The organism is Pseudomonas sp. AC193 (genome assembly GCF_979258075.1).
In genome coordinates this window covers 4,820,203-4,834,634 of record NZ_OZ409832.1, presented here as the reverse complement: position 1 = coordinate 4,834,634, position 14,432 = coordinate 4,820,203, and the positions used below count along the sequence as shown (strand labels likewise).

Here is a 14,432-nt window from a genome sequence, read left to right as displayed (position 1 = left end):
CTTCGCGAGCAAGCTCGCTCCCACAGTGATCTGCGCTGAAATGCAGATGTTGGAGCGAATGCAAAACCCTGTGGGAGCGAGCCTGCTCGCGAAGGCTGGGTGTCAGGCAACATTGATTTTGGATGTGCTGATCCCTTCGCGAGAAGGCTCACTCCTACAATAGATCTGCGCTGAAATGCAGATGTTGGAACGGACGCAAAACCCTGTGGGAGCGAGCTTGCTCGCGAAAGCGGAGTGTCAGGCAACATCGATGTTGAATGTGCTGGCCTCTTCGCGAGCAGGCTCACTCCTACAATAGATCTGCGCTGAAATGCAGATGTTGGAGCGAATGCAAAACCCTGTGGGAGCGAGCTTGCTCGCGAAGGCGGAGTGTCAGGCAGCATTGATTTTGGATGTGCCGGCCTCTTCGCGAGCAGGCTCACTCCTACAATAGATCTGCGGTGAAATGCAGATGTTGGAACGAATGCAAAACCCTGTAGGAGCGAGCCTGCTCGCGAAGGCGGAGTGTCAGGCAGCATCGATGTTGGATGTGCCAGCCTCTTCGCGAGCAGGCTCGCTCCCACAGTGGATCTGCGGTGAGTCGCAGTTGTGTGAGCAGATACAAAACCATGTGGGAGCGAGCCTGCTCGCGATAGCGGAGTGACAGTCGACAGTTATGTTGAAGGTAATGACCCATCGCAAGCAGCGCCGCTCCCTCAGTGATTCTCGAGGCGGGGAGGCGTAAATGCCTCCCCGGTTCGTTTTTGGAAACCACATGAATATTCTGATCGTTGGGCCCAGTTGGGTCGGTGACATGGTGATGGCGCAGACACTGTTTCAGTGTCTCAAACAGCGCCACCCGCAATGCGAAATCGACGTGCTGGCCCCCGAGTGGAGCCGGCCGATCCTTGAGCGCATGCCCGAAGTGCGCCAGGCCTTGAGCTTCCCGCTCGGCCATGGCGCGCTGGAGTTGGCGACGCGTCGGCGCATCGGCAAATCCCTGCGCGGTCAGTACGATCAAGCGATCCTGCTGCCCAACTCGCTGAAATCGGCGCTGGTGCCGTTTTTCGCCGGCATCCCGAAACGCACCGGCTGGCGTGGCGAATTCCGTTACGGCTTGCTCAACGACGTGCGCACCCTCGACAAAGAACGCTATCCGCTGATGATCGAGCGTTTCATGGCCTTGGCCTATGAGCCGAACGCCGAGCTGCCGAAACCCTATCCACGCCCAAGCCTGCAAATCGACCCGGTCACCCGCGAAGCGGCGCTGGCCAAGTTCGGCCTGAGCCTCGATCGCCCGGTATTGGCCCTGTGCCCCGGCGCCGAATTCGGCGAATCCAAGCGCTGGCCGTCCGAGCATTACGCCAAAGTCGCCGAAGCGCGTATCCGCGAAGGCTGGCAAGTGTGGCTGTTCGGCTCGAAAAACGATCACGCGGTCGGCGAAGACATTCGCGCCCGATTGATCCCGGGCCTGCGCGAAGAATCGGTCAACCTCAGTGGCGGCACCTCGCTGGCCGAAGCCATCGACCTGATGTCCTGCGCCGACTCGGTGGTCTCCAATGACTCCGGCCTGATGCACGTCGCCGCCGCCCTGAACCGTCCACTGGTCGCGGTCTACGGCTCTACCTCGCCGGGCTTCACCCCGCCGTTGGCCGAGCACGTTGAAGTGGTGCGTCTGGGTCTCGATTGCAGCCCATGCTTCGACCGTACCTGCCGCTTCGGCCATTACAACTGCCTGCGCCAGCTGATGCCGGACGCGGTCAACGATGCCTTGCAAAAATTGCAGGGCTCCGTGGTCGAGGTTCATTAAGTTGCGGGTACTGCTGATCAAGACCTCATCGCTGGGCGACGTGATTCATGCGTTGCCGGCGCTGACTGACGCCGCCAGGGCGATCCCCGGGATCAAATTCGACTGGGTCGTTGAAGAAGGCTTCGCCGAGATCCCGACCTGGCACCCGGCCGTCGACAAAGTGATTCCGGTGGCGATCCGCCGCTGGCGCAAAAATATCTGGAAAACCATCACCAGCGGCGAGTGGAAACGCTTCAAACAAAGCGTGCGCGCCAACAAATATGACTTGGTGATCGACGCCCAAGGCCTGCTGAAAAGCGCCTGGCTGACCCGTTACGTCAAAGCGCCGGTGGCCGGACTCGACAAAGGTTCGGCCCGTGAGCCGATGGCCGCGCGTTTTTACGATCGAAAACTGGCCGTGGCCCGTGGGCAACATGCCGTCGAACGCGTGCGCCAACTGTTCGCCATCGCCCTCGGTTACGACCTGCCAAAAGGCCTGGGCGACTACGGCCTCAACGTCGAACGTCTGGTCGAGCTGCCACGGAAAAACGCCTTCGTAGTGTTCCTGCACGGCACCACCTGGGACACCAAACACTGGCCGGAAGCCTACTGGCGTGAACTGACCGAACGCGTCGGTTACCTCGGCGTCGGCGTCAAACTGCCGTGGGGCAATCCGCAGGAAAAGGCTCGCGCCGAGCGCATCGCCGCCGGTTTCAAACACGCCGAAGTGCTGCCGAAACTCAATCTGGCCGGCGTCGGCAAAGTCCTCGCCGGCGCGCAAGCCTGTGTGGCGGTGGACACCGGCCTCGGCCATTTGGCGGCGGCACTGGACGTACCGACCATTTCGCTGTTCGGCCCGACCAACCCGGGCCTGACCGGCGCTTACGGCAAACTGCAGATTCACCTGGCCAGCGACTTCCCGTGCGCGCCGTGCCTGCAAAAGAAATGTACCTATCAACCGACCGCGCAGGATGCCCGTCAGTTTGACCTGAAGCGTGAACAGCCGCTGTGCTTCACGCGTCTGAACCCCGAGCGTGTCGCCAGCCGACTGAGCACGTTGTTAATGGCTGAGGAGCTGCGCTGATGCAATTGGCATTCGTCCTGTACAAATATTTCCCGTTCGGTGGCTTGCAGCGCGACTTCATGCGCATCGCCCTCGAATGCCAGAAACGCGGGCATCAGATCCGCGTCTACACGCTGATCTGGGAAGGCGACGTGCCGCCCGGTTTCGAGGTGCTGGTGGCACCGGTGAAAGCGTTCTTCAATCATCGTCGCAACGAAAAACTCAGCGCATGGATGGAAGCGGATCTGGCCAAGCGCCCGGTTGATCGCCTGATTGGCTTCAACAAGATGCCGGGGCTGGACGTCTATTACGCCGCCGACGGTTGCTTCGAAGACAAGGCGCAGAATCTGCGCAATTCGCTGTACCGTCGCTGGGGCCGCTATCGCCACTTCGCCGAGTACGAGCGCGCGGTGTTCGCCAAAGACGCGAAGACTGAAGTGCTGATGATTTCCGAAGTGCAGCAGCCGCTGTTCATCAAGCATTACGACACGCCGCTTGAACGCTTCCACTTGCTGCCACCGGGCATCGCTCAGGATCGTCGCCGTCCAGCGGATGCTGACGAAATCCGCGCCGGTTTCCGCGCCGAATTCAATCTGAAGGATGACGAGCTGCTGCTGGTGCAGATCGGTTCCGGTTTCAAAACCAAAGGCGTCGATCGCAGCCTGAAAGCACTGGCCGCATTGCCCGCCGAACTGAAGAAGCGCACGCGGCTGTTTGTAATCGGCCAGGATGACCCCAAATTATTCCAGATGCAGAGTGCAACTTTAGGTCTGGGCGACAACGTGACGTTCCTCAAAGGGCGCAGCGATATCCCGCGTTTCCTGCTCGGCGCTGACCTGTTGATTCACCCGGCGTACAACGAAAACACCGGTACTGTGTTGCTTGAAGCGCTGGTCGCCGGCTTGCCGGTGCTGGTCAGCGCGGTCTGCGGTTACGCCCATTACATCGCCGAGGCCGACGCCGGGCGAGTGCTGGACGAGCCGTTCGATCAAGCGCAGTTGACGCAATACCTGACTGACATGTTGAAAGACGACGCTGCACGAGCGGCTTGGAGCCGCAATGGTCTGGCCTTCGCCGAGACGGCCGACCTCTACAGCATGCCGCAGCACGCGGCCGATGTGATTCTGGCGGAGCACGCTTAATGAAGTTGATGCTGGCTGAACCGTTCAAAAGCCTTTGGGCCGGACGCGACCCGTTCGCCGAAGTCGAAGGCTTGCAGGGCGAGGTATACCGCGAGCTGGAAGCACGCCGGACACTGCGCACGGAAGTCGACGGCAACGGATTTTTCGTGAAGATCCACCGTGGCATCGGCTGGGGCGAAATCTTCAAAAACCTGCTGACCGCCAAGCTGCCGGTGCTCGGCGCGGGTCAGGAGTGGAAGGCGATCCAGCGTTTGCAGGAAGTCGGCGTGCCGACCATGACCGCCGTCGCGTACGGCGAGAAGGGCAGCAACCCGGCGGATCAGCACTCGTTCATCGTCACCGAAGAGCTGGCGCCTACCGTCAGCCTCGAAGACTTCAGCATCGACTGGATCAAGCAGCCGCCCGAGCCGAAACTCAAGCGCGCGCTGATCGCCGAAGTCGCGCGCATGACCGGCATGATGCACCGCGCCGGCGTCAATCACCGCGACTGCTACATCTGCCACTTCCTGCTGCACACCGATAAACCGGTGACGGCAGACGATTTCAAGCTTTCGGTGATCGACCTGCACCGTGCCCAGACCCGCGCGAAAATCACCCAGCGCTGGCGCAACAAGGATCTGGCCGCGTTGTACTTTTCCGCGCTGGACATCGGCCTGACCCGCCGCGACAAGCTGCGTTTCCTCAAGGGCTATTTCCAGCAACCGCTGCGGCAGATTCTCGCCGAAGAAGCGCCGTTGCTGAGCTGGCTCGAAGGCAAGGCCAACAAGCTCTATGCGCGTAAACAGCGCTACGGGGATGCGCTCTGATGGCGGGCTGGATTCTGGAGCCGCAATACAGTGAACTCGCCGAAGATTTTGGCAGCCTCGAAGCGGTGTTCGCCCTGCAAGGCGAACGGCTGACTCGCGATCCGCTGTCGGAAGTCGTCCGTGTCGAGCGCAACGGCGTCAACTATTACGTCAAACGCTACGTCGGCGCCGGTAAAGGCTTGCGCCGTTACCTCGGCAAGCCGCGCGTGAAGATGGAGTGGCAGAACCTCAAGCGCTTCGCCAAGTGGGGCATTCCCACCGCCGAAGTGGTGGCCTGGGGTCTGGAGCGACGTGGCGCGGCGTACGACCGTGGCGCGATGATCACCCGCGAATTGCCGCGCACCGAAGACCTCTCGGCGCTGGCCGAGCGCAACGATCCCAAGCTCAAGGATCGCGCCTGGGTGGATGGTGTCAGCCGGCAGTTGGCCGCTTACACGCGGACGATGCACGATCACCGCTTCACCCATAACGATCTGAAGTGGCGCAACCTGCTGATCGACGATCAGGATCGACTGTTCCTGATCGACTGCCCGAACGGCGATTTCTGGCGCGGTTTCTGGCTCAAGTACCGCATCACCAAGGATCTGGCCTGCCTCGACAAGGTTGCCAAATATCACCTGTCGAACACCCAGCGCCTGCGCTTTTATCTGCAATACCGTGGGCGTGATCGCCTGAATGCCGCTGACAAAAAGCGCATTCGCCACGTGGTGAGATTTTTCGAGGGACGCGAATGACTGATTTTCTGGCCGCTGAAGACCGTGCGCTGCTTGAGCGCCATGGCCTCGGCACCTTCGACGCGCTCTGGGCCAAACAGCTCGAAGCGGTGGACGAGCCGAACACCGACGGTGGCGGCTGGAGCAGCGTGTTTCGCCTGGAGCTGGAAGGTCACGCCTACTACCTCAAGCGCCAGAGCAACTACCTGACGCGCACCTTGCATGCGCCGTTTGGTGAGCCGAGTTTTGCTCGCGAATTTCGCAACATTAGTCGCTACAACAAGCTCGGTATCCCGGCGCTGCAAGCGGCGTTCTTCGGCCAGCGCAAGGTCGACGGCGAAGTCCGCGCGATCCTGCTGACCCGCGCCCTCGATGGCTGGGATGATCTTGATTCGTTGTTGCAGTGCTGGCCGGAACTGACCGCCGCGCAGCAATCAGCGATCCTCAAGGCCTGCGGGCAACTGGCGCGGCTGCTGCACGGTCTGCGTCAGGTGCACGGCTGTTTTTACCCGAAACATATTTTTTTGCAGGCCGACGGCGCTGAATATCGCGCGCAGTTGATCGACCTGGAGAAAACCCGGCCACTGCTGTGGGGCATGCGCGATCGGGTCAAGGATCTGGAACCGCTGGTGCGCCGTGCGCCGCAATGGAACGAGGCGCAACTGCGCGAGCTGCTTGCGGCTTATGTCGATCAGGCGACCGACAGTTCGTTGGTCGACGCCTGGGTTACGCGTCTGACCGCGCGGCGCAGTCGCAAGGAGACTCGCTGATGCAGTTGTCCGACCTGAAAAACGCCGGGCGCACGCCGAGTCTGCCGTTGACGATTTCCCTGGCCGATGCCGCCGGGCCGGCCGATTTGCAGTTGCTGAGTCTGCTGCGGGTGCTGCCGGGGCAACGTTATGTCGGTGCCGGGGTCTGGCGCGGTCGGCCAGTGCTGGCGAAGTTGCTGGTCGGCAGCAAAGCGGCGCGGCATTTTCAGCGTGAACTCAATGGCGTGAAGCTGCTGGCGGCGCAAGGCTTGACCACGCCGCTGCTGTTGGCCGATGGCTTGAAGGACGGCGAGGGCGGCTGGCTGCTGTTCGAATTTCTCGAAGACGCTGAAAGCCTTGGCGATGCCTGGCAACAGGTCGAGTCGTTGCCGGTGCTGGCGAATGAACAATCGGCGGTGCTGGGCGAAGCACTCGGCGCGATTGCGCAGTTGCACAGCAAAGGCCTCTGGCAGGAAGACCTGCACCTCGACAATCTGCTGCGCCATGGCGGCCAGTTGTACTTGATCGACGGTGCTGGCATCTGCGCGGAAACCGCCGGTCAGCCGTTGTCGCGGCAGAAAGTGCTGGAAAATCTCGGGGTGTTTTTCGCCCAATTGCCCAAATCGCTTGAGCCGTTCACTGAAGAATTGTTGGTGTATTACCTGCTGAGCAACGGCGAACACGCGTTGCCGCTGGAAGCGTTGCAGAAGCAGATCGACAAAGTGCGCGCCTGGCGTTTGCGCGATTACCTGATCAAGGTCGGTCGCGAGTGCACGCTGTTTGCCGTGCAGCGCGGAGCATTCGCGCTACGTGCTATTCGTCGTGAGGAAGAAGCGGCGATGGCGCCGGTGCTGGAACAGGCCGATGCGTTGCTCGATCAGGGCCATTTGTACAAAACCGGCGGCGCGGCGAGCGTCGGCAAGGTCGACGTGGCCGGGCGCAAACTGGTGATCAAGCGCTACAACATCAAGAATTTTGCTCATTGGCTCAAACGCTTCTGGCGTCCGAGCCGCGCCTGGCATTCATGGCGTGAAGGCAATCGTCTGGCGTTCCTCGGCATCGCCACGCCGAAGCCGCTGGCCGTGCTGGAAAAACGCTTTCTGTGGCTGCGCAGCCGCGCTTATCTGATCACCGAATACCTGCCGGGCCCGGACATCATCGAGCGCTTTGCGCCATATGTTGAAAACGGCAACGCGCCGGAATCCGAGCTGCAGGCGCTGGATCAACTGTTCGCCCGCCTGATCGCCGAACGCATCAGTCATGGCGATTTCAAGGGCCATAACCTGTTCTGGCAGGACAATCGCTGGGCGCTGATCGATCTCGACTCAATGTGCCAACACCGCTCCCTCGGCAGCTTCGCCCCGGCCTACGCCCGCGACCGCGCACGCTTCATGCGCAACTGGCCCGAGAGCAGCGCGCTGTATCGAGTGATTGATCAGCGTTTGCCCAAAGACATCTCCAGCGCTGCCTGAATCGGGTCTTCGACCCTTTCGCGAGCAAGCCCGCTCCCACATTTGACCGCATTCCAACTAAAGGAACACGGTCACCTGTGGGAGCGGGCTTGCTCGCGAAGAGGCCAGCCAAAGCCCCACAAATCTCTCTGACCCAATACGCCTCATCTCCGCAGCACCCGGTGCCGGGACAGGCTTTCATCAGGCTCATACCCCTGGGGCAATTCGCACAGGGTCATTCCCGCCACGTTTACGCTATAATCCCGCCCTTTAGCTGTCTCTCGCCCGGTGCGAGGGCACTTCAATTTTCAAGGCGCCTTGCGCCTGCATGCAGACTAAAGAGGCTAGACCCCTGTGGCATTGACGATTCTTGGCCTGTCCGGCGCCCTTAGCCATGATCCTTCAGCAGCCTTGTACATCGACGGCAAGTTGGTGGCGGCGGCTGAGGAAGAGCGCTTCGTACGCGATAAGCATGCAAAGAACCGCATGCCCTACGAATCGGCGAAGTTCTGCCTTGAGCAGGCTGGCATCAAGCCGTCCGACGTTGACGTGGTAGCGATTCCGTTCGCACCGATCAGCCTGTTCGGTGAGGCGCGCTGGCACTACGCCAAGCGCTACTGGTACGCACCGGATCGCGCTCTTGACGCGATTCTGATGGGCAACCGCCGCTACAAGCGCTATCGCAACAAGATCGTCTGGTGCCTGGAGCAACTGGGTTTTGATCCGAAAAAGATCAAGATCGAGCCGGTCGAGCACCACTTGGCTCACGCCTCCAGCGCCTACCACTGCTCGGGTTTCCAAGAGAAAACCGCGATCCTCGGCATCGACGGCAAGGGTGAGTACGCCACGACCTTCTTCGGTTACGGCGAAAACGGCAAGATCCACAAGATCAAGGAATTCTTCGATCCGGACTCCCTCGGCGGCCTGTACGGCGCGATCACCGAGTTCCTCGGTTTCGAGATGCTCGACGGCGAGTTCAAAGTCATGGGCATGGCGCCGTACGGCGACGCCAGCAAATATGATTTCTCGCGTCTGGCCTCGTTCGAGAACGGCGAACTGGTGATCAACACCGACTACGCCAACGTGATCGGCCTGCGTCGCTACAAAGAGAAGGGCAAAGGCTTCTACTTCTCGCCGAAGCTGATCGAATGGCTGGGCCCGAAACGCGAAGGCGACATCGCTGACGAGCCGTACATTCACTACGCCGCGAGCATGCAAGCGCTGTTCGAAAAGATCTCGCTGCAGATGATCGACCACTACCTGGGCGACATCCTCAAGGAAACCGGCAAACTCGCGTTCGCCGGTGGCTGTGCGTTGAACGTCAAGCTCAACCAGAAAATCATCGCCCGCGATGACGTCAAAGAACTGTTCGTACAACCTGCGTCCGGCGATGCCGGCACCGCTGTTGGCGCCGCCGCTTACGTGTCGCACGCCCGTGGCGTACCGGTCGAGAAGATGGAACACGTCTACCTCGGCCCGTCGTACAGCAACGAAGACGTGATCGCCGCGTGCGCCCGTCACGAGAACAAGCCGACCTGGCGCAAGCTCGACAACATGCCGGAGCAGATCGCCAAGATCATGGTCGACGGCAACCCGGTGGCCTGGTTCCAGGGCCGCATGGAATTCGGTCCGCGCGCACTCGGTGGTCGTTCGATCATCGGCTGCCCGAGCATTCCCGGCGTGGCTGACCGCATCAACCACCAGATCAAGTTCCGCGAGCGCTGGAGGCCTTTCTGCCCGTCGATGCTCGACACCGTCGCGCCACAGATGATCAAGATCGATCACCCGGCGCCGTTCATGACCTTCACTTTCGAAGTCGCGGATGAGTGGAAAACCCGTGTGCCGGAAGTCGTCCATGAAGACGGTACGTCCCGTGCCCAGGTGCTCAAGCGCGAATACAACCCGCGCTACTACGACATGATGAAAGCGCTGGAAGTCCTCACCGGCAACGGCGTGTCGCTGAACACCTCGCTCAACCGTCGTGGCGAACCGATGATCTGCTCGCCGACTGACGCGCTGAACATGTTCTTCGGCTCCGATCTGCAGTACCTGATCATGGAAGACATTCTGGTGGTCAAAGAGGGCGCAAACGCTTATGACTCGCTCGGCTGAACGCCATGTGTTGCAGTTCTGTCACGGCTATGACGGGCCGTTCCTCGACTGCGCACGGCAGTACGCCAGCCTGTTCGCGGGCACCGGTTATCGGGTGACCACGGTCTTTCTGACCGGGGCCGCCGATAGCGAGGTGGCTGCGGCGTGTGCCTCCGATGAAGTGTTGTTCATGGAATACAGCTCCAAGGCCATTCGTGGCCTGAAGCTGGGCGCCATCGGCGATCTGCGCAAGATCGCCGCTTCACGCAATTTCAGTTTCTGCATCGCCCATCGTTTCAAGCCGATCTACATCGCCTTGCTCGGCACGTCGCTGCCGGTGATTGGCGTGCATCACGCGTTTGGTGATTACCAACGCCGTACGCGCAAGCTGTTCGCGCACATTTTCCGTAAACGTCTGAGCCTGCTCGGTGTGTCCGACGCGGTACGTGACGACATGCGTCGTTGCCTGCCGAAGTGGCCGCAAACGCGGATTCAGACGCTGTACAACCGTATCGATCTGCCTGCGCTGCAATTTGCTCAGGTGTCCGCCCGCGAAGCCCGCGAGACCTTGGGGCTGGCGGCGGATGCGTGGATTGTCGGCAACGTTGGTCGACTGCACCCGGACAAGGATCAGGCGACATTGCTGCGAGGTTTCGCCGCCGCGCTGCCGGGGTTGCCCGAGAACAGCCAACTGGTGATTCTCGGCAAGGGCCGTCTGGAACAGGATCTCAAAGAGCTGGCGCTAGAGCTGGGTATCGGCGATCGCGTGCTGTTCCTCGGTCAGGTGCCGGACGCACGCAATTACTTCCGCGCCTTCAATGTTTTCGCGCTGAGCTCCGATCACGAACCGTTCGGCATGGTGCTGCTGGAGGCCATGGCCGCCGGCGTGCCGTTGCTGGCCACCGCGTGTGGCGGGGCGAAGGAAGTCGTCGAAGGCGTGGGCATTCTGTTCCCGCTGGGCGATGCCGAGCGTCTTGCCCAGGGCTTGCAACATTTGGCTGGTATGGATGATCAACAGCGCCATCAGTGCGCCGAGATGATGCTCGAACGTCTTCGTGAGCAATTCTCCGACCGTGCGGTGCGCGACACCTTCTGGCGTCTGCCGCAAGTTATCGATCTGGCACCGAGGGGCTGATGCTCAACCGATTCCAAGGCTGGCGCGAACGTGGCTGGTCGCCCGTTGACGCCTCGACCTATGCAACCACCTGGCAGCGTTTTGGCGGCAGCGTCGCCACGCATCCGCTGGTGGTTGAGCGTCTGGCCGATCTGGCCGGCATCCCGGTGCGCTATCTGGCCTGGGAGCAGCAAGGCGAAATCAAAGCGGCGATCCCGACCTGGGGCCGCGATCTCGCGCTATCCAAGGACGTGCTCAAGCGCAACGGCAAAAAAGGCCTGTTCGACCTCGGCAACGCCGAGCTGATCCTGCCGGCCGCCGTCGATGCCCAAGCCCCGCTGCGCCATCGCGCGCGCTACCTGTCGGCGCTCAACGAAAGTCGCTTCAGCGGTATGAAGTTGCAGGCCGAGCAACTGGCCATGGCCCGCACCCCGGAAGAATTGTCGAAGAAGTTTCGCTACAACCAGCGCCGCGAATTGCGTCTGCTGGAAGAGGCGGGCGGCGTGGTGCGTCCTGTCAGCGACTTCTCCAGCGTTGAGCTGGCGGCGATCTACTGCGATCTGTTTCAGCGCCGCTGGGGTTTCCCCGCTACCGGCGCGGCGCGCATGGCTGATGTCATCGAGCTGTTGCGCGAACTGCTGATCGGTTCGGTGATTTTCCTCAACGATGCGCCGATTGCCATTCAATTGGTGTACCGCGTCGAAGCGCCGGAGTGGATCAGCGTTGAATACATCAACGGGGGCGTCGACCCAGAAACCCGTGAATTCAGTCCCGGCAGCGTGTTGAGCTTCCTCAATACGCAAAGCGCCTGGGAACATGCGCGCGCGCTGAACAAGCCGTTGCGCTTTTCCTTCGGTCGCGCCGACCGTGAATACAAGGATCGCTGGTGCAATCCTGTGCCGGTGTTCACCGTATGAGTCAGCCCATGAGCCGCAAACAGCAACTGCTCAAGCGCCACCGGCGCAATAAACGTATCGGCCTGCTGATTGCGTTGATCGTATTGATTGCGATCGGTGTGCTGGTCGCCTGGTGGTTGCCGCTGCTGCTCGCGGTGATTGGCTGGATCGCCCATGAGGCGTGGTTCGCCGATCATTTGTTCTATTCGCCGAAAGACGATTACCAGTACAGCTTTCCACCGTTTACGCCACAGCCGAAAGTGCATCTGAACGGCGAGCAATTGCGTCTGGATGATGGCGTGATGGTGATGGATGACGCCACGCTGATTCTCGCGGTGCAGGTCAAAAGCACGTGGCTGGGACGCTTCTTCGATCCGCGCATCGAACTGGTGGGCGGTACGAATCCTGATGCGCAAACCTTCGAGCGCGGCGTCAACGGTCTGCGCTATCTGAACCTCAGCGGTCAGGCGCAAGCCTTGTCGCAAAGTGTGCTGCGCTTGCGCGGGCGCTTCTGTCGCGTCTCCGGCGAGCCGGTGCTTTGGGCGTTGGAGCAAACCGATTACCGCCGTTCACGGGTGATGGTCATCGCACCGCATGCCGACGACGCCGAACTCGCGGCGTACGGTCTGTACAGCCAGGCCGATGAAGCCTGGATTGTCACCCTGACCGCCGGCGAAATCGAGGCCGAGCATTATCAGCAGATGGGCCTGAACAAGGTCGAAGCCGCGCGGCTCAAGGGTCGGTTGCGCGCCTGGGACAGCCTCGCCGTGCCGCGCTGGGCCGGTGTGCCGGCGGAAAACTGCGTGCAACTCGGTTACTTCTGTCTGCAACTGGCAGCGATGCAGGCGGCGCCGAATCAAGCGATGGCTTCACGCGAAGCCGATCTGAGCGATACCCGTCTGTTCCGCCAGTTGAACCCGTTCAGCTTGCCGAGCGATGTCGATGGCGCGCCGACCTGGAACAATCTGCTGGCCGACCTGCGCGAAGTGCTGCTGCGCGCACGTCCGGACGTGATCGTCCTGCCGCATCCGACGCTTGATCCGCATCCTGATCATCTGTGCAGCCAGCAAGCCGTGCAGCAAGTGCTGAACACTCTGGACTGGCAGCCAACCCTGCTCGGGTACGCCAACCATTTGCACGACAACGATCGCTGGCCGATGGGCAACGCCGGTGAGGGCATCGCGCTGCCGCCGGCGTTCGATGGCGCCGCACTGATGCAGCCGCTGTGCCTGCCACTGACTATCGAACAGCAACGCGACAAAGCCATGGCACTCGGCATGATGCACGACTTGCAGCCACCAGCGCCGTTCAAGCGCCGCTTGCGCCGCGTGATCCAGCGTTTGCTGGCCGGTCGCGCGCCGTCGGTGTACGGCGAAAACGAATTTTTTCGAAAAACGGTCAGACGCCAGGAATTGCTGTGGCTGCTGAAACCGGGTGAATCAGGCGTCAATCGGGGAGAGTTATGAGTCAACGGTCAAAGGTGCTGCAGTTGCAGCCTGACTACAACGTCAAAGCCCATGATTTCGCTGACCTTGCCGAGCAGATCGTCAAGGCGCTGCCGTCGGATCGTTATGAGATCACCGCTGCGTTTCTGCGCGGCAAACCCGCGCCCGGTGAGCCGGTCAGCCGCGCCGATCGCTCGGTGTATTTCGAGTTTTCCGACAAATCCCTGAAAGGCATGCGCCTGCGCGCGATGTGGGAACTGTACAAGTTCTGCCGCCGGGAAAAGTTCGACGTCGTCATCTGCAACCGTTTCAAACCGGTGAACATGATGCTCACCCTGAACCGCTGGTTGAAGGTGCCGTTGTGCATTGGCATCTCTCACGGTTTTGGCGAGTACGACCGCTTCTATCGTCGTCGTCAAACGCAGCGACTGATTGATCGGCACTGGCGCTTCGTCGGTGTTTCGCCAGCGGTTAAGCAGTACCTGCTGAACTGCGATTGCGGTTTCACCGACCAGAATACTTACGCCATCACCAACGCCATCGACATCGAACAGGCCGAAGGTTTGCAGCACAGCCGCGAAAAGGCGCGTGAGCTGCTCGGCATCGACCCGAATGTGCGCCTGATCGGCGCGTTGGGGCGGCTGGTTTCGGTCAAGGGTCACACCTATCTGTTGCAGGCATTTGCCGCGCTGAAAGACAAATACCCGAACACGCAGTTGGCAATCATCGGTGCCGGGCGCTTGCAAGCACCGCTGGCTGCCGAGATCGAACAACTGGGTTTGAAGGGTCGCGCGCACTTGCTGGGTTTCAAGGAAAACGCGCTGCAATACGTGCGCGCATTTGATATCTGGACGATGCCGTCGCTGGCCGAAGGTTTGGGTCTGGCCTTGCTGGAAGGCATGAGCGGACATTTGCCGGTGATCGCCTCGAACGTGCCGGCGATGGTGCCGCTGATCGAAGGCGCCGGCGGTCTGGCGATTACGCCGAAGGATGTGCCGAGTATTGTTGCGGCGCTGGATCAGTACCTCGCGCTGTCCGACGACGAACTCAAGGCCAAGGGCGAGCAAGCCTACCGCTATCTGCAGGAACAACATGACATCGAGGTGTTCCGTCAGGAGTACCTCAATCTGATCGACTCTGGCCTCGAACAGGCACGCAAGGAGCAGCCATGAGCGAGCAGAAAGCCATGGGCGA

The 14,432-nt window shown here is 60.9% G+C and carries 12 protein-coding genes; all 12 read left to right on the top strand.

The annotated features are described in order from the left end of the window. The first annotated feature begins 754 nt into the window (after window positions 1-754). Window positions 755-1,789 (top strand): lipopolysaccharide heptosyltransferase II, encoded by a 1,035-nt coding sequence (gene waaF / locus ACZZ0D_RS21750; protein ID WP_053116714.1) that lies wholly within the window; start codon window positions 755-757, stop codon window positions 1,787-1,789. A gap of 1 nt (window position 1,790) precedes the next feature. Beyond that, the gene (waaC, locus tag ACZZ0D_RS21745) at window positions 1,791-2,852 is read left to right on the top strand and encodes a lipopolysaccharide heptosyltransferase I (protein WP_053116715.1); all 1,062 of its coding nucleotides are present in this window, start codon (window positions 1,791-1,793) and stop codon (window positions 2,850-2,852) included. After that, a complete protein-coding gene (locus ACZZ0D_RS21740; protein WP_053116716.1) occupies window positions 2,852-3,973 on the top strand; it encodes a glycosyltransferase family 4 protein in 1,122 nt (373 codons plus the stop codon). Before waaC ends, ACZZ0D_RS21740 begins: the two co-directional genes overlap by 1 nt. After that, entirely contained in the window at window positions 3,973-4,779 is an 807-nt protein-coding gene (rfaP, locus tag ACZZ0D_RS21735; RefSeq protein ID WP_053116717.1) for a lipopolysaccharide core heptose(I) kinase RfaP, read from the top strand. Before ACZZ0D_RS21740 ends, rfaP begins: the two co-directional genes overlap by 1 nt. After that, window positions 4,779-5,513: a lipopolysaccharide kinase InaA family protein gene (locus tag ACZZ0D_RS21730; RefSeq protein WP_053116718.1), complete on the top strand. Its 735-nt coding sequence runs from the start codon at window positions 4,779-4,781 to the stop codon at window positions 5,511-5,513. The genes rfaP and ACZZ0D_RS21730 overlap by 1 nt, the downstream gene beginning before the upstream one ends. Further along, window positions 5,510-6,262, top strand: coding sequence for a lipopolysaccharide kinase InaA family protein (locus ACZZ0D_RS21725; RefSeq protein WP_426618560.1), 753 nt, complete (start codon window positions 5,510-5,512; stop codon window positions 6,260-6,262). The genes ACZZ0D_RS21730 and ACZZ0D_RS21725 overlap by 4 nt, the downstream gene beginning before the upstream one ends. Beyond that, window positions 6,262-7,713: a lipopolysaccharide kinase InaA family protein gene (locus ACZZ0D_RS21720; protein WP_463554255.1), complete on the top strand. Its 1,452-nt coding sequence runs from the start codon at window positions 6,262-6,264 to the stop codon at window positions 7,711-7,713. The genes ACZZ0D_RS21725 and ACZZ0D_RS21720 overlap by 1 nt, the downstream gene beginning before the upstream one ends. A gap of 333 nt (window positions 7,714-8,046) precedes the next feature. Then, window positions 8,047-9,804 carry a carbamoyltransferase family protein gene (locus ACZZ0D_RS21715; protein ID WP_008079282.1) on the top strand — a complete coding sequence of 586 codons (1,758 nt, stop codon included), beginning with the start codon at window positions 8,047-8,049 and terminating at the stop codon, window positions 9,802-9,804. Continuing rightward, entirely contained in the window at window positions 9,788-10,918 is a 1,131-nt protein-coding gene (locus ACZZ0D_RS21710) for a glycosyltransferase (protein WP_053116722.1), read from the top strand. The genes ACZZ0D_RS21715 and ACZZ0D_RS21710 overlap by 17 nt, the downstream gene beginning before the upstream one ends. Next, window positions 10,918-11,814 (top strand): antimicrobial resistance protein Mig-14, encoded by an 897-nt coding sequence (locus ACZZ0D_RS21705; RefSeq protein WP_463554254.1) that lies wholly within the window; start codon window positions 10,918-10,920, stop codon window positions 11,812-11,814. Before ACZZ0D_RS21710 ends, ACZZ0D_RS21705 begins: the two co-directional genes overlap by 1 nt. 8 nt (window positions 11,815-11,822) lie before the next feature. Continuing rightward, window positions 11,823-13,259 carry a PIG-L family deacetylase gene (locus tag ACZZ0D_RS21700; protein WP_463554253.1) on the top strand — a complete coding sequence of 479 codons (1,437 nt, stop codon included), beginning with the start codon at window positions 11,823-11,825 and terminating at the stop codon, window positions 13,257-13,259. After that, a complete protein-coding gene (locus ACZZ0D_RS21695) occupies window positions 13,256-14,410 on the top strand; it encodes a glycosyltransferase family 4 protein (RefSeq protein WP_463554252.1) in 1,155 nt (384 codons plus the stop codon). Before ACZZ0D_RS21700 ends, ACZZ0D_RS21695 begins: the two co-directional genes overlap by 4 nt. Window positions 14,411-14,432: the final 22 nt, after the last annotated feature.